The organism is Sphingomonas daechungensis (assembly GCF_014489495.1).
GTDB lineage: Bacteria > Pseudomonadota > Alphaproteobacteria > Sphingomonadales > Sphingomonadaceae > Sphingomicrobium > Sphingomicrobium daechungense.
Map to the genome: position 1 here is coordinate 1,474,188 of NZ_CP060780.1, position 23,903 is coordinate 1,498,090.

At 63.4% G+C, this 23,903-nt stretch carries 24 protein-coding genes, 1 tRNA gene and 7 pseudogenes; 26 read left to right on the top strand and 6 right to left on the bottom strand.

Annotation, left to right across the window (positions count from 1 at the left end):
• Positions 1–167 precede the first annotated feature (167 nt).
• The 3 genes from H9L15_RS07875 to H9L15_RS07885 all read left to right on the top strand — a co-directional run bounded on the left by H9L15_RS07875 (position 168) and on the right by H9L15_RS07885 (position 3,780).
• Positions 168–455, top strand: a complete 288-nt coding sequence (locus H9L15_RS07875) for a BlaI/MecI/CopY family transcriptional regulator (protein WP_317617463.1) — start codon at positions 168–170, stop codon at positions 453–455.
• Positions 452–1,972, top strand: coding sequence for a M56 family metallopeptidase (locus H9L15_RS07880; RefSeq protein WP_187713715.1), 1,521 nt, complete (start codon positions 452–454; stop codon positions 1,970–1,972). The genes H9L15_RS07875 and H9L15_RS07880 overlap by 4 nt, the downstream gene beginning before the upstream one ends.
• A 95-nt stretch (positions 1,973–2,067) precedes the next feature.
• A complete protein-coding gene (locus H9L15_RS07885; RefSeq protein WP_187713716.1) occupies positions 2,068–3,780 on the top strand; it encodes a M28 family metallopeptidase in 1,713 nt (570 codons plus the stop codon).
• A 2-nt stretch (positions 3,781–3,782) separates the two neighbouring features.
• Here H9L15_RS07885 and H9L15_RS07890 read toward each other — a convergent pair.
• Positions 3,783–3,859 (bottom strand) — tRNA-Arg (locus tag H9L15_RS07890).
• A gap of 370 nt (positions 3,860–4,229) precedes the next feature.
• Between H9L15_RS07890 and H9L15_RS07895 the strand changes: the two genes are divergently transcribed.
• The 19 genes and pseudogenes from H9L15_RS07895 to H9L15_RS20315 all read left to right on the top strand — a co-directional run bounded on the left by H9L15_RS07895 (position 4,230) and on the right by H9L15_RS20315 (position 17,992).
• Positions 4,230–4,532: a hypothetical protein gene (locus H9L15_RS07895; RefSeq protein WP_187713717.1), complete on the top strand. Its 303-nt coding sequence runs from the start codon at positions 4,230–4,232 to the stop codon at positions 4,530–4,532.
• A gap of 97 nt (positions 4,533–4,629) precedes the next feature.
• Positions 4,630–4,866 carry a hypothetical protein gene (locus H9L15_RS07900; RefSeq protein WP_187713718.1) on the top strand — a complete coding sequence of 79 codons (237 nt, stop codon included), beginning with the start codon at positions 4,630–4,632 and terminating at the stop codon, positions 4,864–4,866.
• A gap of 219 nt (positions 4,867–5,085) precedes the next feature.
• Positions 5,086–6,227, top strand: a pseudogene (locus H9L15_RS07905) (acyl-CoA dehydrogenase family protein).
• Positions 6,224–7,281 (top strand): annotated as a pseudogene (locus H9L15_RS07910) (enoyl-CoA hydratase/isomerase family protein). The pseudogenes H9L15_RS07905 and H9L15_RS07910 overlap by 4 nt, the downstream one beginning before the upstream one ends.
• Complete coding sequence (locus H9L15_RS07915; protein WP_187713719.1) at positions 7,278–8,054, top strand: enoyl-CoA hydratase-related protein; 777 nt, start codon at positions 7,278–7,280, stop codon at positions 8,052–8,054. Before H9L15_RS07910 ends, H9L15_RS07915 begins: the two are co-directional and overlap by 4 nt.
• 100 nt (positions 8,055–8,154) lie before the next feature.
• Positions 8,155–9,055, top strand: a pseudogene (gene mmsB / locus H9L15_RS18760) (3-hydroxyisobutyrate dehydrogenase).
• A gap of 8 nt (positions 9,056–9,063) precedes the next feature.
• Positions 9,064–9,609, top strand: coding sequence for a c-type cytochrome (locus H9L15_RS07925; RefSeq protein ID WP_187713720.1), 546 nt, complete (start codon positions 9,064–9,066; stop codon positions 9,607–9,609).
• A gap of 229 nt (positions 9,610–9,838) precedes the next feature.
• A complete protein-coding gene (locus H9L15_RS07930) occupies positions 9,839–10,267 on the top strand; it encodes a cytochrome b/b6 domain-containing protein (protein WP_187713721.1) in 429 nt (142 codons plus the stop codon).
• A 41-nt stretch (positions 10,268–10,308) separates the two neighbouring features.
• Complete coding sequence (locus H9L15_RS07935; protein ID WP_187713722.1) at positions 10,309–10,644, top strand: DMT family protein; 336 nt, start codon at positions 10,309–10,311, stop codon at positions 10,642–10,644.
• A gap of 43 nt (positions 10,645–10,687) precedes the next feature.
• Complete coding sequence (locus H9L15_RS07940; RefSeq protein WP_187713723.1) at positions 10,688–11,260, top strand: NifU family protein; 573 nt, start codon at positions 10,688–10,690, stop codon at positions 11,258–11,260.
• Between the two features lie 76 nt (positions 11,261–11,336).
• Positions 11,337–11,948 carry a tRNA (adenosine(37)-N6)-threonylcarbamoyltransferase complex dimerization subunit type 1 TsaB gene (gene tsaB, locus H9L15_RS07945; RefSeq protein ID WP_223276096.1) on the top strand — a complete coding sequence of 204 codons (612 nt, stop codon included), beginning with the start codon at positions 11,337–11,339 and terminating at the stop codon, positions 11,946–11,948.
• The gene (locus tag H9L15_RS07950) at positions 11,945–12,427 is read left to right on the top strand and encodes a GNAT family N-acetyltransferase (RefSeq protein ID WP_187713724.1); all 483 of its coding nucleotides are present in this window, start codon (positions 11,945–11,947) and stop codon (positions 12,425–12,427) included. The genes tsaB and H9L15_RS07950 overlap by 4 nt, the downstream gene beginning before the upstream one ends.
• Before the next feature lie 120 nt (positions 12,428–12,547).
• A pseudogene (locus H9L15_RS07955) lies at positions 12,548–13,095 on the top strand (MucR family transcriptional regulator).
• A 32-nt stretch (positions 13,096–13,127) separates the two neighbouring features.
• A complete protein-coding gene (locus H9L15_RS07960; protein WP_187713725.1) occupies positions 13,128–13,550 on the top strand; it encodes a Fur family transcriptional regulator in 423 nt (140 codons plus the stop codon).
• Positions 13,551–13,635: 85 nt separating this feature from the next.
• Positions 13,636–14,178 carry a lysophospholipid acyltransferase family protein gene (locus tag H9L15_RS07965; protein ID WP_187713726.1) on the top strand — a complete coding sequence of 181 codons (543 nt, stop codon included), beginning with the start codon at positions 13,636–13,638 and terminating at the stop codon, positions 14,176–14,178.
• Positions 14,179–14,305: 127 nt separating this feature from the next.
• Positions 14,306–15,619 (top strand): tRNA (N6-isopentenyl adenosine(37)-C2)-methylthiotransferase MiaB, encoded by a 1,314-nt coding sequence (miaB, locus tag H9L15_RS07970; RefSeq protein ID WP_187713727.1) that lies wholly within the window; start codon positions 14,306–14,308, stop codon positions 15,617–15,619.
• A pseudogene (locus tag H9L15_RS07975) lies at positions 15,619–16,600 on the top strand (PhoH family protein); the annotation flags it as partial. The gene miaB and the pseudogene H9L15_RS07975, both read left to right, overlap by 1 nt.
• 12 nt (positions 16,601–16,612) lie before the next feature.
• Positions 16,613–17,116, top strand: coding sequence for an rRNA maturation RNase YbeY (gene ybeY / locus H9L15_RS07980; RefSeq protein ID WP_223276662.1), 504 nt, complete (start codon positions 16,613–16,615; stop codon positions 17,114–17,116).
• Positions 17,116–17,992 (top strand): annotated as a pseudogene (locus H9L15_RS20315) (hemolysin family protein). Before ybeY ends, H9L15_RS20315 begins: the two are co-directional and overlap by 1 nt.
• Here H9L15_RS20315 and H9L15_RS07990 read toward each other — a convergent pair.
• The 5 genes from H9L15_RS07990 to H9L15_RS08005 form a co-directional block, all read right to left on the bottom strand.
• A complete protein-coding gene (locus H9L15_RS07990) occupies positions 17,989–18,411 on the bottom strand; it encodes a VOC family protein (protein ID WP_187713728.1) in 423 nt (140 codons plus the stop codon). The pseudogene H9L15_RS20315 and the gene H9L15_RS07990 sit on opposite strands and share 4 nt — an antisense overlap.
• Positions 18,412–18,434: 23 nt before the next feature.
• Positions 18,435–18,797, bottom strand: coding sequence for a DUF418 domain-containing protein (locus H9L15_RS17360; protein WP_262984742.1), 363 nt, complete (start codon positions 18,795–18,797; stop codon positions 18,435–18,437).
• Positions 18,794–19,612, bottom strand: coding sequence for a DUF418 domain-containing protein (locus tag H9L15_RS07995; RefSeq protein WP_262984743.1), 819 nt, complete (start codon positions 19,610–19,612; stop codon positions 18,794–18,796). Before H9L15_RS07995 ends, H9L15_RS17360 begins: the two co-directional genes overlap by 4 nt.
• Positions 19,613–19,792: 180 nt before the next feature.
• Complete coding sequence (locus tag H9L15_RS08000; protein WP_187713729.1) at positions 19,793–20,155, bottom strand: hypothetical protein; 363 nt, start codon at positions 20,153–20,155, stop codon at positions 19,793–19,795.
• Between the two features lie 146 nt (positions 20,156–20,301).
• A complete protein-coding gene (locus tag H9L15_RS08005) occupies positions 20,302–20,721 on the bottom strand; it encodes a hypothetical protein (protein ID WP_187713730.1) in 420 nt (139 codons plus the stop codon).
• On the opposite strand from H9L15_RS08005, the gene H9L15_RS08010 reads away from it, so the two are divergent.
• The 4 genes and pseudogenes from H9L15_RS08010 (at position 20,716) to lnt (ending at position 23,866) form a co-directional block, all read left to right on the top strand.
• On the top strand, positions 20,716–21,192 hold the full coding sequence (locus H9L15_RS08010) for a hypothetical protein (protein ID WP_187713731.1): 477 nt from the start codon (positions 20,716–20,718) through the stop codon (positions 21,190–21,192). The two genes, H9L15_RS08005 and H9L15_RS08010, sit on opposite strands and share 6 nt — an antisense overlap.
• Before the next feature lie 3 nt (positions 21,193–21,195).
• Positions 21,196–22,149, top strand: coding sequence for a hypothetical protein (locus H9L15_RS08015; RefSeq protein WP_187713732.1), 954 nt, complete (start codon positions 21,196–21,198; stop codon positions 22,147–22,149).
• 272 nt (positions 22,150–22,421) lie between these two features.
• A pseudogene (locus H9L15_RS19560) lies at positions 22,422–22,799 on the top strand (apolipoprotein N-acyltransferase); the annotation flags it as partial.
• A 179-nt stretch (positions 22,800–22,978) separates the two neighbouring features.
• Positions 22,979–23,866, top strand: a complete 888-nt coding sequence (gene lnt / locus H9L15_RS19565; protein ID WP_317617466.1) for an apolipoprotein N-acyltransferase — start codon at positions 22,979–22,981, stop codon at positions 23,864–23,866.
• The last annotated feature ends 37 nt before the right edge of the window (positions 23,867–23,903 follow it).

A 23,903-nucleotide genomic window follows, 5' to 3' on the forward strand; every position in this document is an offset into this window, starting at 1 on the left:
ACCGATTTCCTACTCGGATTCCGGAGCATCCACGAAAATCCGTTTACAACTGTAATCGATTCGTTTACAGATGTAGACGAAATGCCGATCGACAAGAGAATCAGCGATGCCGAGCTCGACCTCATGGAGGTGCTTTGGGCCGACAGCGAGCCGCTCACGTCGGGGAGGTGGCGGAGCGGTTGGAGTCGCGCGGCTGGTCGCTAGCGACGATCAAGACCATGCTTGGCCGCCTCGTCGCCAAGGGCGCGATCTCGCACCGCGAGGACGGGCGACGCTTTCTCTATTCTCCGGCAATCGAGCGCGAAGCCTATGTCGGAAGTGAGTCGCGGCGGTTCGTCGAACGGCTGTTCGGCGGTCGTCTATCGCCGCTGGTCGCACGCCTCGCCGAAGAAGATGCGCTTTCCGACGAAGACATTACCGCAATCGAGGCCCTGTTGAAGGAGCTGAAGTCGTGACGGACTGGCTGCTTGGTACTCTGTTCGCCACTTCCGGACTGGTCGTCCTGGTCCTGTTGATCCGTGAGCCGGTGCGGCGCGCATTCGGCGCCCGCGTCGCCTACGGCCTTTGGTTGATTCCCGCCGCTCGGTTGTTGATGCCGACACTGACGCAGACCGTCGAGCGTCCGGTCGGCGCCGCCGTGTCGCCGCAGATGTTCAGCTCCCAGAGCATGGCCGAGCCCTTGCTTCTGAGCAGCGTCACTCCGCCCGAGCAATCGCTGATCGAGCAGGCCGGCGGATGGCCGACAATCCTGATGGTACTGTGGCTGGGCGTCGCGGCCGGCTTGTTCGCGGCGCGCATCCTCGCCTTCCGCGCCCAGCGTGCGGCAATCCTCGAGAACGCGACAGAGATCGGGCGCGTCGGATCGATCCGCCTGGTGCAGACCCGCGAAGTCAGCGGTCCGTTGGCGTTCGGAATCTTCGACCGCGTGATCGCCGTGCCCGCCGATTTCGAGAGCGTCTTCGCGCCGCATGAGCGTCGCCTCGCGCTCGAGCATGAGCTGGCGCACCACCGTTCGGGCGACCTCATCGCCAATCTTTTCGCCTTCACCTTGCTCTGCCTGCAGTGGTTCAATCCGCTCGCGTGGTTCGCTCACGCGGCCTTCCGCTTCGACCAGGAAGCGGCCTGCGATGCGCGCGTGCTGGACAAGAACGAGGGCAGCAACCGCGCCGATTACGGACGCGCGATCGCCAAAGCCACGTCGGGGCGAGCGCTGCTGTTTGCCAGCGCGCTCGATAGTCGAACCACGCTCCACAGGAGATTGAAGTCCATGCTCAGCAACCCCACTGCCGGTCGCCGACTGACCGGCCGGGTGATGGTCCTCGCAACCATCGCCGTCGTCCTCCCGCTGACGGCGACGCAGGCGATCCAGTACGTCGATCCTCCGGCGCCTGCCGGCGACAGCGTTGCTCCCGTTGCCCCGGCTGCACCGGTCAATCCGACAACAACCGTGGCGCCTGTCGCGCAGGTCGCCGTTGTGAAACCCCTTGCAATCCATGAGCACGGTACGGTCATGATCAACGGACACGAGAAGGATTGGAAAGACCTGACGGCAGCCGAGAAGGCGGAGATCCGCCGTTCGCTCGACGAAGCGCGGGCGGAGATCGCGAAGGTCAACAGCGAAGAGATCCATCGCAACGTCCAGGAGGCGATGCAGGAGGCGCGACTCAACCAGGACGAGTTCCGCCGCGAAATGGCTGAGGCCCGCGCCGAGGTCGACCAGGCAATGCGCGAAATCGATGCGCACTCCGCCGAGCTTCGCCGCGCTGGACAGGACCCGGAGCAGGTCAAGGCGACGGTTCGCGCCTCACTGAAGGCGGTAGAAGCGATCGACGTCGAAAAGATCACGCGCGAGGCCATGGCTTCGGTCGATCCCAAGGTGATGGAATCGGCAATGCGCGCCGCCCAGGAAGGGCTGCGGAACGCCGAGGCCGAGCTCGACCGGCTCGATCGCGAACTCGACCGCGCCGACTGAGTTCATCTCTCCGCCTTTCTCGACAATAGCGGGCTCCGGTCGAACCGATTAAGGCGCCGACCGTTGCTGACGCATCGGTCGAGGGAAGTAGTGATATGAGAGTTTGGCGGCTGGCTGCGGCCCTATCGCTCGCGATTGTCGGCAACGGATGTGTCACCGCTCCGCCGCCACCTCTACCCGCTGATCATAACGGACCGCCCGCCGTTCCGCCGCCAGTGCCGCAAATCAGTGCCGAACGCATGTCGGAAATCACCCGCGTGCTGGCGTCCGACGAATTCCAGGGTCGCTCGATGGGTGGAGAGGGCGAGGCGAAAACGGTCGCCTACCTGATCGACCAGTTCAAGCAGGCCGGGCTCGAGCCTGGGGGCGAAAATGGCGGGTGGACGCAGACGGTGCCGATGATCCGCACCAAGCTGCAAGAGCCAATGACTTTCTCGGTCAGGCAAGGCGGCAAGACGCTCCCGCTCAAGTTCCCCGACGACATTTATCTCAGCACGGTTCGCGACACGGAGCAGGCAAAGATCGTAAACGCGCCGATGGTCTTCGTCGGCTACGGCGTGACCGCGCCCGAGCGAGGTTGGGACGACTTCAAGGGCGTCGATCTGCACGGCAAGGTCGCAGTGTTCCTGGTCAACGACCCGGACTTCGAAGCGGCGGCCGGCGATCCGGTGGCCGGCAAGTTCGGCGGCCAGGCGATGACGTTCTACGGACGCTGGGTCTACAAGTTCGAGGAAGCCGCGAGGCGCGGTGCCATCGCGGCGCTGATCGTCCACGATACGCCGGGCGCAGGCTACGGCTGGAACGTCGTCCAGAGCGCATCGGGCGAAAACTTCAACATCGTCCTGCCGCCCGAGGCGCAGCAGCCGGTCCTCCTGCAGGGCTGGATCCAGGGGTCCGTCGCCGCTGAAATGTTCAAGCGCGCCGGCTACGACCTCGCGGAGCTGCGGAAGAAGGCGCGGACTGCGGAGTTCCGCCCGGTCGACCTCAAGGCGACCTTCTCCGCCAGCGTTTCCGTCCAGCTGGAGCGGATCACCAGCCATAATGTGCTCGGAAAGCTGACGGGGTCGAAATATCCCAATGAGACCGTCAGCTATGGCGGGCATTGGGACGCTTACGGGATCGGTCCGGCCGACGCGCAGGGCCGGACGGTTCGTCCGGGCGCGGCCGACGATGCCCTTGGGCTCGCGGCGATGATCGAAATTGCGCGCAAGTTCGCCGCGGGGCCGCGACCGGAACGGACCTTGGTGTTCGCGGCATGGACGTCGGAAGAGCGCGGCCTGCTCGGGTCGGAATATTACGCTCAGCACCCGCTCTATCCGCACGAGACGATGGTCGCGAACCTCACTCTCGACACGTTGCAGTTCGCGGGCCCGGTCAAGGACGTCGTCCTGATCGGCAAGGGGCAAAGCGAGATGGAGCAACTGCTCGCGGAGGGCGCGCAGGCCCAGGGGCGGTACGTCACGCCGGAAGGACATCCGGAGCGCGGACTCTTCTATCGCGCCGATCACTTCACGCTGGCGAAGCGGGGCGTCCCGGTGCTGCTGAACATGGCGCTGGCGGGAGCTTACGACCTCCAGGCCGGCGGGCGCGAGGCCGGCGAGCGCTGGCTCTCCGAGTTCACTGGCAAGTGTTACCACCAGACCTGCGACGCCTGGTCCGCCGATTGGAACCTCGGCGGCGCGGTGCAGGAAACAGAGCTGTTCTACGACATCGGCGAGCGGCTTGCGAACAGCCGGCGCTGGCCGCAGTGGCTGCCGTCGTCGGAATTCGCGAAGGTGCGGGAACAGAGCGCGTCGGCTCGCAAGTAAAATGGCGCGCCCGGTAGGATTCGAACCTACGACCTCAAGCTTAGAAGGCTCGCGCTCTATCCAACTGAGCTACGGGCGCCCGCCGATCCCGTCCTAGCGGGATTGCGGCCGATGAAAAACCACTAGTGCGAATGCGCGGGTCGGCTTAGCTGTCGTTCGATCAAGGCCAGCAACGGGACGGGGATGCTCAAGAAAATTCTGTTTGGCGCGGTCGCGATGGCTGCCTTGCTTCCCGCCCAGTCTCACGCCCAGGATCAAGAACAGTCGAGCGAGCTGGTGCTTTATCCCAAGGGCCATTTCAAAGGAGGCGGCTACGCCATTGCAGGCGCGTCGCAGTCCATGCGCGTCTTCACCGTCAAGAGCGTGAAGATCCCGAAGGCCAGGCGTGGGAGCTGTGCAGCGGGAATACGTTCACCGGCTGCAAGGAGTTCAGCCAATCGGACGAGGCGATGGTCTTCAACGTCCGCTCCGTGCGGCCAGTGGCGCCCAAGATCACGACCGTCGGCGCCACCGTCGGCGCCGTGGTGACCGGTCCCAACCCGTCACTGCGCGGAATGGCCAGCGAATATTTCGTCGCTCCCGACGACCGTGGCGCCCGAATCGAGGTACCTGAGGGTACCGGCGAAGCCATGTCGAAGCGCGCCGAGACTTTCTGCCGCTCGCGCGGATGGCGGACGCAGGTCTATGCGCGCCTGCAGACGTTGGAAGGTCGCAGCTTCCTTGCCGACGTCCTTTGTTCGGACAACCGCTAGCGGGTTGATGCTATTGATTAACTTGCCGGCTTAGCTAGGAAGTCGAGCCTCAGGGACCGCGTTCCCTTTGCAATCATTCAATTTTAGGGAGCCTCCCATGTTCATCCTTTTCGCGTCCGTTTTGGCCGCCTCCGCTTCGACGCCGGCGCAAGAGCCGGCAGCCCAGGCAAAGCCGCGCAAGAAGTGCGAATATGTCAGCGAAGTCGGCAGCAATCGCCCGCGCCGTGTTTGCCAGGTCATTGCGCCCAAGGCGCCGGAAACTCCGGTCGAAGCCGACGCCAAGCAGAAGGCGGCCGAGGATCAGAGCGGTCACCAAGCTGGCGCGGAAGAATAATCCGTTTCGGTCTAAATAACCTATGTTATCTGCGGATTTCGCCGTTTCGCTCTAAGACCGGGCATTGCGAGCCGCGCCAGAGCGACGTGTTGCGGCTCGACTGTAAGCGTATCGAGAAGCGGTCGGGCCCCGAGCGGCTGGCCGCTTCTTTCGTTTGTGGCTTGAGTCCGCCCCGCGACGGGCTTGCTGACAATCGCGAGCGCTCCTAAGCCGCCGCCCATGCACCAGTTCGAGCTCACCGAGGACCAGCTCCAGATCCAGGAGATGGCGAGAAAGTTCACTGCGGACGCGATTACGCCGTTCGCGGCGGAATGGGACGAGAAGCATATCTTTCCGCGCGACACGATCCGCGAGGCTGCGGAGCTTGGCTTTGGCGCCATTTACGTCAGCGAGGAAAGCGGGGCATCGGTCTCGGCCGCCTCGACGCGGCGCTGATCATGGAAGCGATGGCTTACGGCTGTCCCTCGACCAGCGCCTTCATTTCGATTCACAACATGGCGTCGTGGATGATCGACCGCTTCGGCAGCGACGAGGTGAAGCACAAATATCTGCCGGCGATGATCGCGATGGAGAAGATCGGCAGCTATTGCCTGACCGAGCCTTCGTCCGGTTCCGACGCGGCGGCGCTCAAGACCAAGGCGGTGCTCGACGGGGATCATTACGTCGTCAGCGGCTCCAAGGCTTTCATATCCGGCGGCGGGGAGAACGAGGTCTACGTAACCATGGTCCGGACCGGCGAGGACGGACCGAAGGGAATCACCTGCCTGGTCATCGACAAGGACATGCCCGGCGTCAGCTTCGGTGCGCAGGAAAAGAAGCTCGGCTGGCATTCGCAGCCGACCGCGCAAGTCAACTTCGACGAAGTCCGCGTGCCCGCAGCCAACCGCGTCGGCGGCGAGGGCGAGGGCTTCCGGATCGCGATGATGGGCCTCGACGGCGGCCGCCTGAACATCGGCGCTTGCTCGCTCGGCGGTGCCCAGCGCTGCCTCGATGAGGCAGTTGCCTACACCAAGGAGCGCAAGCAATTCGGTCAGGCGATCGCCGACTTCCAGGCGACCCAGTTCACGCTCGCCGACATGGAGACGGAGCTGCAGGCGGCGCGCTATTTGCTCTACGTCGCGGCCGCCAAGGTCACCGCGAACGCGCCCGACAAGACGCGGTTCGCGGCGATGGCCAAGCGTCTCGCCACAGACACGGGATCGTCCGTGGTCGACCGCGCTTTGCAGCTGCACGGCGGCTACGGCTACCTCATGGACTATCCGATCGAGCGCTTCTGGCGCGACCTCCGCGTTCACTCGATCCTTGAGGGCACCAACCAGGTCATGCGCGTGATCGTCAGCCGGGACATGCTGCGCCAGTGACCGATGATGTCCTGACATCGGTCGAGCGCAATGTCGGCCGGATCCGCCTCAACCGCCCAAGGCCATTCACGCGCTGACGCGCGAGATGTGCGAAGCGATGAGCAAGGCGCTGCTCGCATGGCGCAACGATCCATCGGTGCAGATGGTCGTTATCGACCATGCCGAGGGCCGTGGCTTCTGCGCCGGGGGCGACGTGGTGATGCTGGCGCGCAGCGGGGCCGGCGACGCAGAGGACGCCCGCAGCTTCTTCTTCAGCGAATACCGGCTCAACCACCTGCTTTTCACTTACCCGAAGCCGACCGTCGCGATCATGGACGGCATCACCATGGGTGGCGGAGTAGGCATCTCGCTGCCCTGCGAATATCGCATCGCGACAGAGGCGACACGCCTAGCAATGCCGGAGACCGGGATCGGCCTGTTCCCGGACGTCGGCGGCGGCTGGTACCTCTCGCGCCTGCCCGGACGGGTGGGCCAATTCATGGCTCTGACCGGTGCCCGCCTTGACGCAAGCGAATGCGTCTATCTCGGCCTCGCGACCAATTACGTCGAGCAGTCCAAGCTGGTGGAATTGCACGACCGCATCCTCAAGGCGCCGAGCCGGTTGAAAGGGACATTGGGATCGGTTTCCTCGACACCGCCCGACGCGAAGATCGAGGCGAACCTGGCCGCGATCACGCGACTGTTCGCGTCTGACCTGCTCGAAGAGGTGCTTGCCGCGCTCGAGGCCGACGAAAGCGAGTGGGCGACGACGGAGCTGGCGACCTTGCAGTCGAAGAGCCCGCTGTCGTGCAAGGTTTCGCTGAAACTGCTGGCGGATGGCGCGAACCGCTCCAGCTTCGCTGATGAGATGCGCGCGGAATATGCGCTGGCGGGCCGGATTGTCCGCACGCACGACTTCCGCGAGGGCGTTCGCGCGCTCTTGATCGACAAGGACAATAGCCCGCAGTGGGACCCTCCGACGCCCGAAGGTGTCGACGAGGAAATGCTCGACGTCCTCTTCGAGCCACTGCCGACCCACGAACAATGGACCCCGTTCCCGGAGACCGGAGAATGACCGACTACAATAGTGTCCTCGTCGAGAAGAGGGGCGCAGTGACGCTCGTCACCTTGAACCGCCCGCAGGCGCTCAATGCTCTGAACAGCGAAGTCCTCCGCGAGCTGATCGAGGTGTTCGCGGCTTATGACGCGGACGATAGCCAGCACTGCCTGGTCCTGACTGGTTCGGAGAAAGCGTTCGCGGCGGGCGCGGACATCAAGGAGATGCAGAGCCAGGGCTTCGCCGAAATGTATTCGGCGAACTTCTTCGGAGGCTGGGAGCAGGTGACCTCGACCCGCAAGCCGTGGATTGCGGCGGTCGCTGGCTATGCGCTCGGCGGCGGCTCCGAAGTGGCGATGATGGCCGACTTCATCATCGCTGCCGACACGGCCAAATTTGGTCAGCCGGAGATCAAGCTCGGCGTCACGCCGGGCATGGGCGGCTCGCAGCGGCTCGCGCTCGCGGTCGGCAAGGCCAAGGCGATGGAGATGTGCCTCACCGGTCGCATGATGGACGCCGCCGAGGCCGAGCGTTCGGGTCTCGTCGCCAAGGTCGTTCCTGCCGAGGGTTTCCTCGATGAGGTGATGAAGACCGCGGAGGCCATTGCCGGAATGGCTCCGCTGGCAGCGATCGCGAACAAGGAAATGATCAACGCAGCGTTCGAAATGCCGCTGAACCAGGGCATCCGTTTCGAGCGCCGCCTGTTCCATGGGCTGTTCGGCACCGAAGACCAGAAGGAAGGCATGACCGCCTTCGTCGAGAAGCGGCCGGGTAACTGGAAGGGCCGATGATAGGTTTGTTTCGTCATTGCGAGGAGCGCAGCGACGAAGCAATCCATGTTGGCGCGAGGCTGGATTGCTTCGCTCCGCTCGCAATGACGGGAATAGAGTAATGGCGAAGATCGCATTTATCGGCCTCGGCCACATGGGCGGAGGAATGGCGCCCAACCTCGCCAAGGCGGGCACGAGATCCACGCGTTCGACCTCAGCGAGGAAGCGCTCGCCCGCGCGGTGGAGCAGGGATGCAAGCGTGCTGGCTCGACTGCCGAAGCGGTCAGCGATGCGGACGTTGTCGTCACCATGCTCCCGGCAGCGCAGCACGTGCTTGGCGTCTATCGCGATCAGGTGTTCGGCAAGGCACCGAAATCAGCGCTGCTGATCGACTGCTCCACCATCGACGTCGCCTCGGCTCGCACCGTTGAGGAAGAAGCGTCAGCGCAGGGCTATACGATGGTCGATGCGCCGGTGTCGGGAGGGATTGCGGCTGCCGCTTCGGGCAATCTCGCCTTCATGGTGGGCGGATCCGACGAGGCGTTCGAGCGCGCGAAGCCCTTCATCGAGCCGATGGCCAAAGCGGTCATCCACGCCGGCGGAGCGGGCGCGGGCAAGCGGCGAAGATCTGCAACAACATGATTCTCGGTGCGACGATGATCGTCACCTGCGAGGCGTTCGCGATGGCGCAGAAGCTGGGGCTCGACCCGGCGGTGTTCCACGAAATCGCGTCGAAAGCGTCAGGCCAGAGTTGGTCCATGTCGGTTTATACCCCGATCCCCGGCGTCGGGCCGGACACCCCCGCCGACCACGATTACGACGGCGGCTTTGCGGCGGCGTTGATGCTCAAGGATCTCAAGCTGGCGATGGACGCGGCGCAGACCGCCGGCGCCTACACGCCGCTAGGCTCCGAGGCGGAACAACTGTACCAACGGTTCGTCAATCTGGGTGGCGGGTCGAAGGATTTCTCGGGCATCATCAAGATGCTCGACGACAGCTGGAAGGCTCCCGAAAACACATAGGAGATTTCATGCGCATTGCCGTGTTGACTGCCCTTGCAAGCGTTTCGCTGGCCGCGTGCGGCCAGGAGGCCGCGCCGACCAACACTGTCGCCGCGAGTGAGACCAATGCCGCGGAAGCGACACCGACCGTCGCGACTCCGGCCGCCGCGCCCGCGACCAAGGAAGAGGCGCTCAAGGTCATGCATGAGCGCCACGAGGGCATGGAGGACATCGGCAAGGCGACCAAGACGATCAAGCGCTCGCTGGACTCCTCGGCTCCCGACGTCGCGGAAATCCAGAAGTCGGCGGCGACCATCGCGGCGCTGGCAGCGAAGTCGTCGACCTGGTTCCCGCAGGGGACCGGCCCGGATGTCCGCAAGACCGGCGCCAAGCCCGAGATCTGGCAGACCTATCCCGACTTCGCCGCCAAGGATGCTGACTTCGCAAAGGCTGCGCAGGCCTTCGATGCGGCGGCGAAGACGGGCGACCTGAACCAGATCAAGTCGGCGTTCGGCGACCTCGGCAAGAGCTGCAAGGCCTGCCACGACAAGTATCGCTCGGAGATGCACCGCTGAACGGGGAGCGGCCGGCCAAGGTCGCCATCTGGGACCTCCCGACGCGCCTTTTCCATTGGACCCTCGCTGGGCTGATCGCCTTCAGCTGGTGGTCTGCGGAATATCATCACGACGACCTCCACGTCTGGTCGGGGATGGCGGTGCTTAGCCTCGTACTCTTCCGGATCCTGTGGGGAATCTTCGGGAGTTCCACCGCGCGCTTCGTCAACTTCGTGCGGGGCCGAGAGCGGTGTTTGGTTATCTGCAGGGCGCGTGGCGCGGGATCGGGCACAATCCGCTGGGCGCCGTCAGCGTCGTCGCGCTGCTGGGGCTGGTCCTGCTGCAGGTCGCGCTCGGCCTGTTCGCGAGCGACGAGGATGGATTGATGCAGGGACCGCTCGCCAACCTTGTCAGCATGAGCGCATCCGACACCGCGAAAGAGCTCCACGAGGGACTGTTCAACGTGCTGCTGGCCTTCATCGGCCTGCACGTTGCGGCGATCGCGTTCTACAAATGGCGTGGCAAGCCCCTGCTCGGGGCCATGATCATCGGCAAGGGCGAAACGGAACCTGGGGTCGAGCCGATGCGTCCCGGCAAGTGGTGGGCCGCGCTCCTCTGCCTCGTCGCCGCCATCGCCATCACCCGCTGGATCATCGCCGGGGCGCCTCCCTTCAGCTGATCGGCCGAGGAAGTCGGACCGGAATTCGAAAGGCCATTCTTATGACGACCGTGGTCCTGCTCGTGATCTCCAACATCTTCATGACCCTGGCCTGGTACGGTCATCTGAAGTTCCCGCAGATGACGATCGTCGCTGCTGTCTTCGTGGGCTGGGGCATCGCCCTGATCGAATATTCCTTCGCCGTCCCAGCGAACCGTATCGGCTATGCCAGCGGAATGACGGGCGGACAGCTCAAGATCACGCAGGAAGTCATCACGCTCGCCGTCTTCGCAGTCTTTGCCGTGGTCGTACTGAAGGAGCCGATCGGCTGGCGATATGTCGGCGCCTTCGCCTGCCTGATGGGCGCGGCGGCCTTCATGTTCGCGGGGCGGCCATAGTCTTCGGCTTGAACCTGGGTTCAATCGAAGCCACATGGCGCCCATGCTGATCCACACCGAGCAGACGCCGAACCCCGCAACGCGCAAGTTTCTTCCGGGCCAGACCGTCATGGACGCCGGGACGCGCGACTTCGCCGAGGCCGAAGCTGCCGAGGCTTCGCCCCTGGCGTCCGCCTTGTTTGCCAGCGGGCTGGTCGAAGGTGTGTTCTTCGGCCGCGACTTCATTTCGGTGACGGCTGCCCCCGGCGTGTCCTGGGGCGATCTCGAGCCGCTGGTGCTCGAGACTTTGCTCGACCATTTCGTCAGCGGCGCGCCGCTGTTTGTCCAGGGAACGGCGGCCGAAATCCAGATCGACGATCTACCTGGCATCGAGGAAGATCCAGCGGACGCCGACATCATCGACCAGATCAAGGAGCTGATCGAGACGCGAGTTCGCCCGGCGGTCGCTCAGGATGGCGGCGATATCGTCTATCGCGGCTACAAGGATGGGCGGTTGTACCTGGCGATGCAGGGCGCCTGCTCGGGTTGCCCGTCGTCCGCGATCACGCTGAAGCGCGGCATCGAAAGCCTCGTCCGCCACTACGTTCCCGAAGTGGAGTCCGTCGAGGCGGTCTGATCCGTTTTCGATTCTGGACTTGCCGCCCGCGGACTCTTGTGAACACAATCTCCCCAACGCGAGTTGAGGACGATAGGTGATCCTGGCCATCGACACATCGACTGCAGCATGCAGCGCCGCGCTGTTCGACAGTGACGGGCGGTGCATTGCGCAGCGCGATGAAGTGATCGGCCGCGGCCATAGCGAACGGCTGGTGCCGATGCTCGATGAGATGCTGGAGGGCCGCCGCGCCGACCGCATCCTCGTTGGTGTGGGACCGGGGAGCTTCACCGGTATCCGCGTCGGTATTGCCGCTGCCCAAGGCCTGGCGATCGCGTGGAATTGCGAGCTTGCCGGCATGTCTTCGCTGGCGCTGATTGCCGCCGGCGTCGAGGGAGCGGATCACATCGGCGTGGCCGTCGACGGCGGCCACGGCGAGCTATTCGTGCAGCAGTTCGACGGTGCGACCCTCAAACCGGAGGCGCAGCTCTTCAATCTCCCACCGGAGGAGGCTTCGGCCGTAATCAACGCCGAGGCAGTCGCTGGTACGGCCGCCGCAAAGCTCGTGAACCCTCGCGGCCATGGGCGCGCGCTCGAAGCCTGGCCTTCGGCAAGCTTTGCGCTGCGACTTCCGGAGAGCCTGCGCTCGCTCGCGCCGAAACCCCTCTATGCCCGCGCGCCCGATGCCCGGCCGAAGGTCGCCGCATGAACGCGACCGCGACATCCGGCTTCGACCTTTCGCTGACTCAAGGCAATTCCGCCGACCTCGATTCCGTCGTCGAAATCATGGATTCGGCCTTCGACGATCGCTTCGGCGAAGCTTGGACCAGGTCGCAATGCGCCGGGATCCTGCCGATGCCGGGCGTGAAGCTGATGGTCGCGCGCTTCGCTGGCCGGCCCTCAGGCTTTTCGCTTCACCGAACCATCGCCGACGAAGCCGAGCTGCTTTTACTGGCGGTTTCGCCTGAACATCGCCGCCGCGGTATTGGCCGAATGCTTCTGGGCGACTTCCTCGACAATTCGCGGAAGCTTGGGGTGGGCCGCGTTCATCTTGAGGTTCGCGAAGGCAATCCGGCAGTCATCATGTACCGATCCGCAGGCTTCGCGCTCGTTGGTCGCCGCCGCAAATATTACCGAGGGCGTTTTGGGGGCGAATTCGATGCCCTGACGCTTAGCCGCGAGTTGTAAATCAATTAACCCAAAGCAATAGCGGCTGATTATTGTTACCCCGTGAAAGATACCGTAGTGCCCGTTTGGGCCCACCGGAGTAAAACCGGCGCGGACTGCTTGCTCGGGAGACAGCGTAAAATGAACGGGAACGAAAGTGCCGATGATACCCTGTTGACATTGACTGCGGACATTGTTGCCGCGCACGTCAGCAACAACAGCGTGGCCGTAAACGACCTGCCTCATCTTATTCAAAACGTCCATTCCGCACTATTGGGTATTTCTTCGGTTGCTGCTGCGCCAGAAGCGCGGCCTGAGCCGAAGGTCTCCGTGCGATCTTCAATAAAGCCCGATTATATCGTTTGCCTGGAAGACGGCAAAAAGCAGAAGATGCTGAAGCGGCATCTGATGACCAATCACGGAATGACGCCCGACGAATACAGGCAGAAGTGGGACTGGCCGCCGATTATCCGATGGTCGCGCCCAATTACGCCGAACAGCGCCGGACGCTTGCCAAGTCGATCGGACTTGGGACGAAGCGTCGCAAGCCGCGGGAGGCAAGGGCGCCAAGTAAGCTCCCCACCCGTCATACTGAACGCAATTCAGCATCCATGAGCACCGTCGTCGGGAACTTGATGGACGCGGTGTTCATGGATCCTGACTTTCGTCAGGACGACGCAGGCCTTTGACGCTGCGTTCCGCGCACCTTACCTAAGCGATCATGCATCGAACGATCGACATCGAGGCCCTGTGTGCCGACAAGGGCCTTCGAATCACCGAGCAGCGCCGGGTCATCGCGAAGGTGCTGGGCGAGAGCGAGGATCATCCCGACGTGGAGACGCTTCACGAGCGCGCTTCCGCCGTCGATCCCAATATCTCGATCGCGACCGTCTATCGGACCGTGCGGCTGTTCGAGGAGGCCGGAATCCTGTCCCGGCACGAGTTTGGCGACGGCCGCTCGCGGTATGAGGCCGCTTCGGATGCCCACCACGACCACCTGATCGACGTCGAGACGGGCAACGTCATCGAGTTCGTCGATGAGGAGCTCGAGATGTTGCAGAAGCGGATCGCCGAGAAGCTGGGCTTCCGGCTCGTCGATCACCGCATGGAGCTTTACGGCGTCGCCCTCGACCGCAACCGCTAAAGCCGGGTCCAACAGCTCGCAGCTCCGCGCAGCGCTGCGGAGCCTGCTCCTGCTCCTGCTTTTCGCCCTGATTGCGCCGATCCACGTGCTGACCAAGCTGTTGACCGGACGGTCCGGCTGGCCGCGACGATTCCTATCTGCGGCAGCCTGGGCAGTCGGGGTTCGCCCGAAGGTGGTCGGCGGGCCGCTCAATCGGCACACATTGCTGATCAGCAATCACGTCAGCTGGCTCGACATCCTGATTCTTGGCGGGGCCACCGGGACCGCGTTCGTATCGAAGGACAATCTTGGCCACGGCGTGATCCATTGGCTCGCCGACCAGAATCACACGCTTTACGTTCGCCGCGAGGACCGGAAGGGATCGATGAAGCAGGCCGAGGCGATCGCCCGCGCCGCCGAACGCGAGCAGCCGATCGTCCTGTTCCCGGAAGGGACCACTGGCCCCGGCGATCACCTGCTTCCGTTTCGATCCTCGCTGCTGGAAGCCGCGGCTTATGCTCGGGGGACGTGGAAGTGCGGCCGCTGGCGCTCGACTATGGCGCCGCCGCAACCGAGGTCGGCTGGCACGGCGAGAGCGGCAAGGACAATGTCCTGCGGATTCTCGGCCGCAAGGGTACGCTTCCGGTGACCGTGCATTTGCTTCCGAAGCTCGATCGGACTAGCGACCGCAAGGCGCTGGCCCATGCGGCACGCGAGGCGATTGCGGAAACGCTCGCTTCAAGTCGCGGCGCCGCTCCCTTATACCCGGCACAAAGATGACCTCCGCTCCAAAAACCTTTCGCGTCAAATCCTTCGGCTGCCAGATGAACGTCTACGACGGCGAGCGCATGGCCGAGCTGCTGGGCGCCAATGGCATGAGCGCGGCAGGCGAGGGCGAGGATGCCGACCTGGTCGTTCTCAACACGTGCCACATCCGGGAGAAGGCCGCCGAGAAGGCTTACTCGGATGTCGGGCGCCTGCGCCGGGAGGACGGATCGAAGCCGCTGATCGCCTTGGCGGGTTGCGTCGCGCAGGCCGAGGGCGCGGAAGCGCAGAAGCGCTCACCAATGATCGACGTCATCGTGGGTCCGCAGGCTTATCATCGGTTGCCGGAAATGGTGGCGCAGGCGGTCCGCGGCGGGCGGCCGGTCGACACCGACATGCCGGCAATCTCCAAGTTTGATGCCTTCCCGAAGCGCAAGCGTGCGAACCCCAGCTCCTTTCTCACGATCCAGGAAGGCTGCGACAAGTTCTGCACCTATTGCGTCGTGCCCTACACCCGCGGCGCCGAGGTATCCCGGCCGTGGGGCGATATCGTTGCCGAGGCGTATGAGCTGGTAGAGACCGGAGCGCGCGAGGTCGTGCTGCTGGGTCAGAATGTGAATGCATGGTCGGAAGACGGACGCGGCTTCGCCGACCTGATCCGCGAGTTGGCTCAGATCGATGGCCTGGAGCGCATCCGCTACACGACCAGCCATCCCGCGGACATGACCGACGCCTTGATCGCGGCCCATGCCGAAGTCGGGAAGCTGATGCCCTACCTGCATCTGCCGGTGCAGTCGGGAAGCAACCGCATCCTCAAGGCGATGAACCGCAGCCATACGGTTGAAACATATCTGGCTACGCTGGCGAAGATGCGCGAAGCCCGCCCTGACATCGCCTTGTCCGGTGACTTCATTGTCGGGTTCCCGGGTGAGACCGAAGAAGATTTCACGGCGACGCTGAATCTCGTTGACGAGGTCGGCTACGCATCGGCTTATTCGTTCAAGTACAGCCCGCGGCCGGGAACTCCCGCCGCAACCATGGAGGACCAGATCGCGCCCGAGGTGATGGACGAGCGGCTTCAGCGGCTCCACGAACGGATCAACACTCACCAAACCGCGTTCAACCGGGCGACAGTGGGTAAGGAAACCGAGGTCCTCATCGAACGGAAAGGCAGATATCCGGGCCAGATGATCGGGCGGACGCCATGGCTTCAGTCCGTTCACGTCGAGACGGACGCGGTTCCAGGCGACATCGTTTCGGTCAGTCTGGTATCGGCCGGTCCGAACAGTCTTGCCGGCGTGATCCCGGCCAAGGCGGCCGCCTGATGGCCAAGCGCGACCTCGCCCCCGCAAACGATCCCGCCCGCCTGGAGCTGGAGTTCGAGCAGCCGTACCTGCTCGGCCCGCTGTTCGGCGATTACGACCGGCACCTGATCACCATCGAGCAGAGGCTGGGCGTGCACATCGCGGCGCGCGGCAATCGCGTGCAGATCGAAGGCGACCCGGACTCGGCGGCGCGAGCCCGTGAAGTGCTGATCGGCCTCTACAACCGACTCGACCAAGGGCATGACGTCGATGCGGAAGCGGTCGAGGCCGTTCTCGGCATGGCCGTGCAGCCGAACCTCGACGGTATCATCAACGAGCAAGTGGCATCGCCTCCAGGGGTGATGATCCGCACGCGCAAGAAGACGATCGTCCCGCGCTCGACGACACAGACGGCTTACATGGAGGCGCTGTCACGCGACGACATGATCTTCGCGCTCGGCCTGCGGGCACCGGCAAGACCTATCTTGCCGTCGCGCAGGCGGTGTCGCAGCTGATCACCGGCTCGGTCGATCGCCTGATCCTGTCGCGACCTGCGGTCGAGGCCGGCGAGCGGCTCGGCTTCCTTCCGGCGACATGAAGGAGAAGGTCGACCCCTATCTCCGCCCGCTTTACGATGCGCTTTACGATATGCTTCCGACCGAGCAGGTCGAGCGTCGTATCGCCTCCGGTGAAATCGAAATCGCGCCGATCGCTTTCATGCGCGGCCGTACGCTCAACGACGCCTTCATCATCCTTGACGAAGCGCAGAACACCACGCCGCAGCAGATGAAGATGTTCCTGACCCGCTTCGGCATGCGCAGCCGCATGGTCATCTGCGGCGACCCCAACCAGACCGACCTTCCGAACGGCGTGAAGTCCGGTCTCAACGATGCTGTCGGTAAGCTCGAAGGCATTAAGGGCATCGACACGATCCGCTTCTCGGCCGCCGACGTCGTCCGCCATCCGCTGGTCGGGCGCATCGTCGACGCCTATGAGGGCCCGGGCTCAACAATGATGCTCGAGATCGACGTCGAATCCGATGACGAATGGGACAGTAGCACCGACTGGTCCCTGCTCGTCCGTCGCGCCGCTGAATCCGCCGTTGCGGAGAGCGCTTTCCCGCAGCTCGCGAGGGGCTCCCGCGCCGTGGAATTGTCGGTTCGGCTGACCGGCGACGAGGAAGTCCGGGCACTCAATTCCGAATGGCGCGGCAAGGACAAGCCGACCAACGTCTTGTCGTTCCCGATGTCCGAAGCCGAAGAGCTCGCAAGCGCGGACGGCGATGGGCCGGAACTGATGCTCGGTGACATCGTCCTCGCTCGCGGCGTTTGCGAGCGGGAAGCGGCCGAGAAGGCGGTCCCGGTCGAGACCCATGCGACCCACCTGCTGGTGCATGGAACGCTTCACCTGCTTGGCTACGACCACATGGCCGACGACGAGGCCGCCGACATGGAGAGCCGCGAAGTTCGCGCGTTGGCGAGGCTCGGCATTTCGGACCCTTACGCGGTGAGGGACTGATGGCCACGCGTCACGACGAAGGCGGATCCCGCCTGTGGCGCGGCATGCGCTCCTTGCTTTTCGGCGAGGATAGCGAGCAGACCCTTCGCGACGAGATCGAGGAAGCGATCGACGACGCCGAGGATTCGCGCCCGGTCGCCGGCGACCTTAGCCCGACCGAGCGGCAGATGCTCCGCAACCTGCTGCACTTCGGTGAGCGCAATGCCGGCGATATCTGCGTCACCCGTGGCGAGATGATTGCAGTGCCTTCGACCCTGTCGTTCGAGGACCTCGTCAGCGCGTTCGCCGACGCCGAGCACAGCCGCCTTCCGGTCTATGGCGATGGTCTCGACGAGGTCATCGGCATGATTCACATCAAGGATGTGTTCAAGGCGCTGGTCGATCCCGGCCGCGGCCGAACCATCCAGGAATTGCTCCGCACGCCATTGTTCGTCCCGGAATCGATGGGGTTTTGGATCTGCTCGCGCGGATGCGCACCGAGCGCGTCCACCTCGCCATCGTCGTCGATGAATTCGGCGGCACCGAAGGTCTCGTCACCATCGAGGACGTGGTCGAGGAGATTGTCGGGACATCGAGGACGAGCACGACATCGAGGAAGCGGGAATGCTGACCCTGCTCGACGACGGCGTGTGGGAAGCCGACGCCCGCATCGAGCTCGAGGAGCTGGCGAAGACGGTCGATGCACGACTGGTCTGGGAAGAGGACGAAGTCGACACGCTAGGCGGGTTGGTCTTCCTGCTGGCCGGCCACATCCCCGCGCGCGGCGAGTGCGTGGAGCATCCGTCAGGATGGAAGCTCGAAGCGGTCGATTCCGACCCTCGCAAGATCCTCCGCGTCCGGCTTCATGCGCCGGACGTCGGCGCTCAGGACGGCTAGCTCTTCGCGAACAGCTTGGCCGGGTCGGCCATCGCCTTGAATTCGAGTGCGTTGCCGGCGGGATCGAGCAGGAACATGGTCGCCTGCTCTCCCGGCTCCCCTTCAAAGCGGACGGTTGGCTCCATCACGAACCGGGTGCCTGCCGTCCGGAGGCGCTCCGCCAGTGCCTTCCAGTCCTCCATGTCCAGCACCAGCCCGAAATGCGGAACCGGCACGTCGTCGCCGTCGACGGGATTGGTGGCTCGCAACCGAACGGCATCGGGTGCGAGGTGGGCAACGATCTGATGCCCGCGCAGGTCGAAGTCGACCCAATGATCCGCGCTGCGCCCTTCCGGGCAGCCGAGAAGGTCACCGTAAAACCGCCGCGCGGCGGCGAGGTCGTCGACAGGGAATGCGATGTGAAACGGAGGCAAGGACATGGCACCGCACTGATGTGCGCCGCTCAGGCTGTCCACCTGTTTTCCGCGTTCATGCGCTGACGGCTTGAGGGCACGGAAGGGATGTTCAACGTCATCCGCGTCGCTGCGCGCCAGGCCCATTCGAGCGGGCCATAACGGAAGGCGCGGAACCACAGGTGCGCCGCCACGATCTGCACGCCGAACGCAACGATGCCGATCCACAGGCACTGCGCCAGCGTCACCTTGTCCCACAAGCCGAGGCCGAAGCCGTAGAACACCGGGACGAAGATGACGGACTGCAGCACGTAGAGCGTGAGGGTCATGCGTCCGGGAGCAGCGAGAGCCGCTAGGACGGGCCGCGCTCCAGTCTGAAAGATCGCCACGAACAGCAGCACCTGCACGGTCATGATCGACAATGCGGTCCATGCGTCCAACGCCCACTGCAGGTGAGGCCGCCCGGGGCGTCCGGGCCTGCAATCTTCTCGAGCAGGACCGGACCCGCAAACCAGAACAGCAAGGATGCGGCGATGGCCAGCACGAGGGCGGTCCGTCTCACTCGACGATACCGATCCAGTTCTCGAAAGAAGCGACTGCGCCCCAACACAAGACCGACGAGGAAGAGCCCGATGATTTGCGTCAGCCGACCGGTCTCCGCGTAGAAGCTCCACTTGCTGACCTGCCCAGTCACGAGATTGGCGCGGACGACGTCCATGAAACTGCCGCCGGTCAGCGCCGGCATGGTCGTGTCGAGCGTAAAAAGCGGCGGTTGCAATGCCCAGGGCGCACCGTTCGCAGCGGCTATCGCCCGGAAGAGCAGCGGAAGCTGCAGGAAGCACAGGCCGGCCAGGACAAGCAAAAGCCGGTTGCTGCGGACGCGATCGAACAGCGGCATCAGCAACCCAAGCGTTGCCAGCACGACGAGGATGTCCCCTCGATACAGCAGCCCGTGAACGAACCCGATGAACAGCAGCAGCACCAGCCGCCACACGAACCGGCCCCGGAAATCTTCCCCGCGCCGCGCCGCACCATCCATGATCAGGAAGAAGCTCAGGCCGAAGCACAAAGCGAAGAGGGCGTAGGACTTGCCGGCAAAAATGCCGAACACCCAATCGAACACGGGACCGCCCGTCGGGTTCGCCCAATAGAGTTCGAATTTCTCAACGCAGTGTACGAGGAAGAGACCGAGCAAAGCGAAGCCCCGCAACGAGTCAACGAGCTCCAATCGTCGCGTGTCGTGAGTGCTCGCCATGGTCCCCCGGCCTAGCTGGCACACGCGCCTCGAATAGACAATCAGGCGGCCGACGGTCGAATGTCAGCTTTCGACTCATTCTTGGCGGAAGCTAGCGTCCGCTTTCGACCCATTGCGGACGCTAGATGTGGCTCGCTCTAGACCGCGGCAGACCTATTTTGGCAACGCATCTGGATTTCGCGTGGCGGCGAACCAACCAATGATCACCGGCACGAGGAAAATAAATCCGCTAGGATAGAAGGTGATTGAGCCCCACGCCCATGAGCCTAGTTCCCACCGTGGACCGACATGGAAAACCAAGATCATTGGCAAGAGCCACCAACCCGAAAGCGATGCATCTTGAAGGCGGAAATAGGTAAGTAGGACCAGCGCGACATAAGAAAGCCCGCCTATCGCAAATGCCAACAAGGCCCAGCTCTGCGAAAGGTTAAGCGATAGAATGAGTCCGGAAATGAGCGCGAAGCTCGCCAATCGATATTCCTGCCGCCCACCAAGTCCTTCAATGAGGTCGCGCATACTTCAAGCTAATCCGGCTAGCGTTCGCTTTTCACCCAAACCTGCCGCTAGATCGCTGGTGTCCTTTTCGACCCATTGCGGACTTTAGGGCTTCAAGGCAGATGAGACTTTAAGGCACCTTCGCGTTCCGGAGGGTATCAGTGGCGTCAGTTGAGCTTCATCCAGATATTCCGGTGAATATCGTGCTCCTTTCTATTCGCGAGCCAAGGCGGATTCGTAAACATTATGAACGTGGGGATCTGATCATCCTCTCGGACGTCAGGATCGATGCCGACTTCGATTCCATCGCCGCTGCCGAGCCAAGCGGCGGGGTCGAGGTCAGAAGGCAAAAGTTCGTTTTTCGGAAGAGCGTCAAAGGAAAACCCGCCAATCGGTCCACGATCTGGCAGCGCTTCTTTGGAGGACGGCTGGAAAATGAACCGGAGGCTTGCCGACAAATCCAGAACGCGATCAGCGCGGTCGATACACAGATGGACCGGTTGGTTCGGAAGATCTTCAGTCGCCAGAGGTTCATCATCGATTTCACGGCTTGGAAATTCCAGAGGATCGTGGGCGAGAACTTGCACATCGACAATCTGCCAAACCTCAACGATTCCACACAGGTGCGTCTTTTTGCCAACGTGGACAATAAGCCGCGCCGGTGGAGCGTCGGCAGGCACTGGCGTCACTACGCGGAGCGGTACTTCATCTCCGCGAAGCTATTCGAAGTCGCGGACGATGCTCCGGAATTCAACGGGCGTCTAAATCACGCGGCGTTCGGGCAGAGCCACATGAGTTGCGATGAACCTAGGCATCTGCTCGAGTTCGAGGTTGGCGAAGTCTGGCTCATCAATTCGGCCATAGTTGCGCACCAGGTCAGGGGTGGAGACCGGCTTTGCAGTGCCAATTACGAATATCCATACGGGCAGTGCATGAGCCGCAGGGAAACGTTGCCGTACATGATCCGCGAGATTGCCAGTCGGCACGGCTTCCCCCCTCTTCAGGCGAAGCAGTCGCTTCGCAGACTCCTTCCATTTCTGCGCAGCCGGGCAGCATGAACCTTGGCGAAGATCGTTCTCAATCCCAGGGTACCTAACCGCATCCGCAAGATCGACTTCCGCCAATATGCAAACGGCTCAGCGACGGACACTCACGAGCTCACGCGTTGGTACGAGAACGGTGATCTCATCATTCTGTCCAACTACCGATTTCAGGCAGGCCGCGAGGTCTTTCATCGCGTGCCTTTCCCCAACAAGCGAGAAAAGAACAAACTGATACTCACGCTCGATGAAGCCCGCCACGGCGAAGCTCCGCGTGACGACGAATGGGCAGCGGCTCTGGAGAATCTGGAGGCGACTGACGTCAGCACGGAGGAATTTCGGGAGACGGTTCGTCAAGCCAATGATGAGTTGCTTCGCCTATCGGATCAGCTGTTCCCGCACTACCGCTACTCCAAACGATTCTGCATCTACAACCTGACCGAAATGCTCGCGCACAACATGCATTTCGATAGTCCTCAGCATGCCGCCGACTTTACGCAATTGCGCGCCTTCGTGAACATCGACACCTTCCCGCGAATATGGCGCATCGGAGGCACGCTCGAAGAGATGGTTGGCGACTGCTATCATTCAGCAGACCTCAAGAAGACGATCGGCAAGCACCCTCGGATGTTCTCCCGGCAAACGACATTGTCGGCGTTCGGTGACCGCTATGAAAGCGGAGCACATCCCTATCCGATGCACTCGATAGCATTCCAGCCTGGCGAGGTTTGGTTCCTGAATCCGAACATGCTTGCACATGAGGTCGTCTACGGCCGTCGGATCATGGACGGAGTGTTCCTGTTCGAAGCGTCCGGGCTTCAGAATCCCAAGCGATTTTATCCGGCCATTGTCGACCGTCTTCACCGGAAACATCTCGGCCCGCTTCAGCATTGTTGGCGGAGATGGAGAAGCCATGAATGGCTTCAAGCCCTGCGACGGAGACTAGCGAACGCTCGCCTCCGGCCGCCGACGTAGTGGCAACTTCCCACCCATTCCCGACAGGACGATAAAAGGACTGTCCTAGCTACCCGCACTGCGGGCATAGGCGGCTGCATGACCGTTCCCGCCTTCTCGTGCCTTCCACGACCGTCTCGCGTGCGGGGGTCGATGCGCGCGTTGAAGCGTGGACTTGGCGACCTTCAGCCGCGGAGCGCAGCGTGAAATTCGCGCGTTCGCCATTCCTCCTCGCTTTCGTTGCCGGGGCGGTGTCCGCTTTTGCGTTCCAGCCGGTCGGGCTGTGGCCGCTGATGCCGCTAGCTTTTGCGGCGCTCTGCGAACTGCTGACGCGGACGCGGAGCCTGAAGGGGGCGCTGGCGACCGGATGGCTCTTTGGGCTCGGCCAGTTCGTCATCGGACTCAACTGGATCGCGACCGCTTTCACTTACCAGGCCGCGATGCCGGCCTGGCTGGGCTGGATCGCGGTGGTGCTGCTCTCGCTCTACCTCGCCGTCTATCCCATGCTTGCGGCGGGGATTGCCTGGACGTTTGGGCGTCACCGGCCGATCGCGATGGTGCTCGGGCTGGCCGGAGCCTGGGCGATCGCCGAGTGGCTGAGGGCGGGCATCTTTACCGGCTTCGCGTGGAATCCGGTCGCGGCGACCTTCGACAACACGCACCTTCTGAATGCGGCTGCCACCGTCGGAACCTACGGGCTGTCCGCCATCGTGGTGCTGGCCGGAGGATTGATCTTCCTGCTGGTCCGTCGGGACTGGCGATGGGCGGGGGAGTCGCGGTTTCGCTTCTGCTGCTCCACTTCCTTCCGCGAGCGGAGCTTGCCGCAGATTCCGGTCTCGCTATCCGCGTCGTGCAGCCCAACATCGGGCAGCAGGACAAGTGGCGGCCGGGCTATTCCGAAATCGCCGCGCAGCGCCTCGCGCAGCTTTCGATGGAGCAGCGTCCCGACGGCCCACGGCTGCTGTTCTGGCCGGAAGCGGCGGTGACCAATCCCATGCTGGACGAGAGGTCGCAGCCCTACGGCGCCTATGCCGACTTCGAGCGGGCTCGCGCGGCGTCGCTGGTCGGGCCGGGCGATTATTTGCTGACCGGCGGGATCGCTCTGTTCTCGAAGGACAAGATCGCGGTCAGCGGCGCGGCCAACAGCGTGTTCGTCTTCGGCCAGGGCGGGCGGCTGGTCGGGCGCTACGACAAGGCGCATCTCGTGCCGTACGGCGAATATCTGCCGATGCGTCCGCTGCTTTCCTCGATCGGCCTGTCGCGGCTGGCGCCCGGCGATGTCGATTTCCTGCCGGGCCCCGGTCCGCGGACGATCGAGCTGCCGGGGTGGGGCAAGGTCGGCTTCCAGCTTTGCTACGAGATCATATTTTCCGGGCAGGTCGTCGATCGCCGCAATCGGCCGGACTTCATCTTCAATCCGTCCAACGACGCCTGGTTCGGCGCGTGGGGGCCGCCGCAGCACCTCGCGCAGGCGAGGCTGAGGGCCGCGGAGGAAGGCATTCCAGTGATCCGCTCGACACCGACGGGAATCAGCGCGGTGATCGATGCGCACGGGCAAGTCGTCCAGTCGCTGCCGTGGCGAACCGCCGGCTATTTTGACGGCACGCTCCCACCGCCCGCCGCGAAGCCGACCCTTTTCGCCCGATTTGGCAATGTCCTACCTTTGGGCATCGGCTTCCTACTCGTCATCGCGGCCATTGCCCTCGGACGGACGGGACGCTATCGGCGGAACACATAAAGCATTCTTTATATGAGGTTCCGGCCACGCCGGATCA

Bases quoted from the DNA above. Each gene is read 5' to 3' on its own strand.
- H9L15_RS07915 (WP_187713719.1), top strand. From the start codon at position 7,278: ATGACCGACTACAATAGTGTCCTCGTCGAGAAGAGGGGCGCAGTGACG.
- H9L15_RS17360 (WP_262984742.1), bottom strand. From the start codon at position 18,797: ATGACCGTGCAGGTGCTGCTGTTCGTGGCGATCTTTCAGACTGGAGCG.
- H9L15_RS07940 (WP_187713723.1), top strand. From the start codon at position 10,688: ATGCTGATCCACACCGAGCAGACGCCGAACCCCGCAACGCGCAAGTTT.
- H9L15_RS07935 (WP_187713722.1), top strand. From the start codon at position 10,309: ATGACGACCGTGGTCCTGCTCGTGATCTCCAACATCTTCATGACCCTG.
- H9L15_RS07925 (WP_187713720.1), top strand. From the start codon at position 9,064: ATGCGCATTGCCGTGTTGACTGCCCTTGCAAGCGTTTCGCTGGCCGCG.
- ybeY (WP_223276662.1), top strand. From the start codon at position 16,613: ATGCTCGAGATCGACGTCGAATCCGATGACGAATGGGACAGTAGCACC.
- H9L15_RS08000 (WP_187713729.1), bottom strand. From the start codon at position 20,155: ATGCGCGACCTCATTGAAGGACTTGGTGGGCGGCAGGAATATCGATTG.
- H9L15_RS07895 (WP_187713717.1), top strand. From the start codon at position 4,230: ATGGTCTTCAACGTCCGCTCCGTGCGGCCAGTGGCGCCCAAGATCACG.
- H9L15_RS07990 (WP_187713728.1), bottom strand. From the start codon at position 18,411: ATGTCCTTGCCTCCGTTTCACATCGCATTCCCTGTCGACGACCTCGCC.
- miaB (WP_187713727.1), top strand. From the start codon at position 14,306: ATGACCTCCGCTCCAAAAACCTTTCGCGTCAAATCCTTCGGCTGCCAG.
- H9L15_RS07950 (WP_187713724.1), top strand. From the start codon at position 11,945: ATGAACGCGACCGCGACATCCGGCTTCGACCTTTCGCTGACTCAAGGC.
- H9L15_RS07960 (WP_187713725.1), top strand. From the start codon at position 13,128: ATGCATCGAACGATCGACATCGAGGCCCTGTGTGCCGACAAGGGCCTT.
- H9L15_RS07900 (WP_187713718.1), top strand. From the start codon at position 4,630: ATGTTCATCCTTTTCGCGTCCGTTTTGGCCGCCTCCGCTTCGACGCCG.
- H9L15_RS07885 (WP_187713716.1), top strand. From the start codon at position 2,068: ATGAGAGTTTGGCGGCTGGCTGCGGCCCTATCGCTCGCGATTGTCGGC.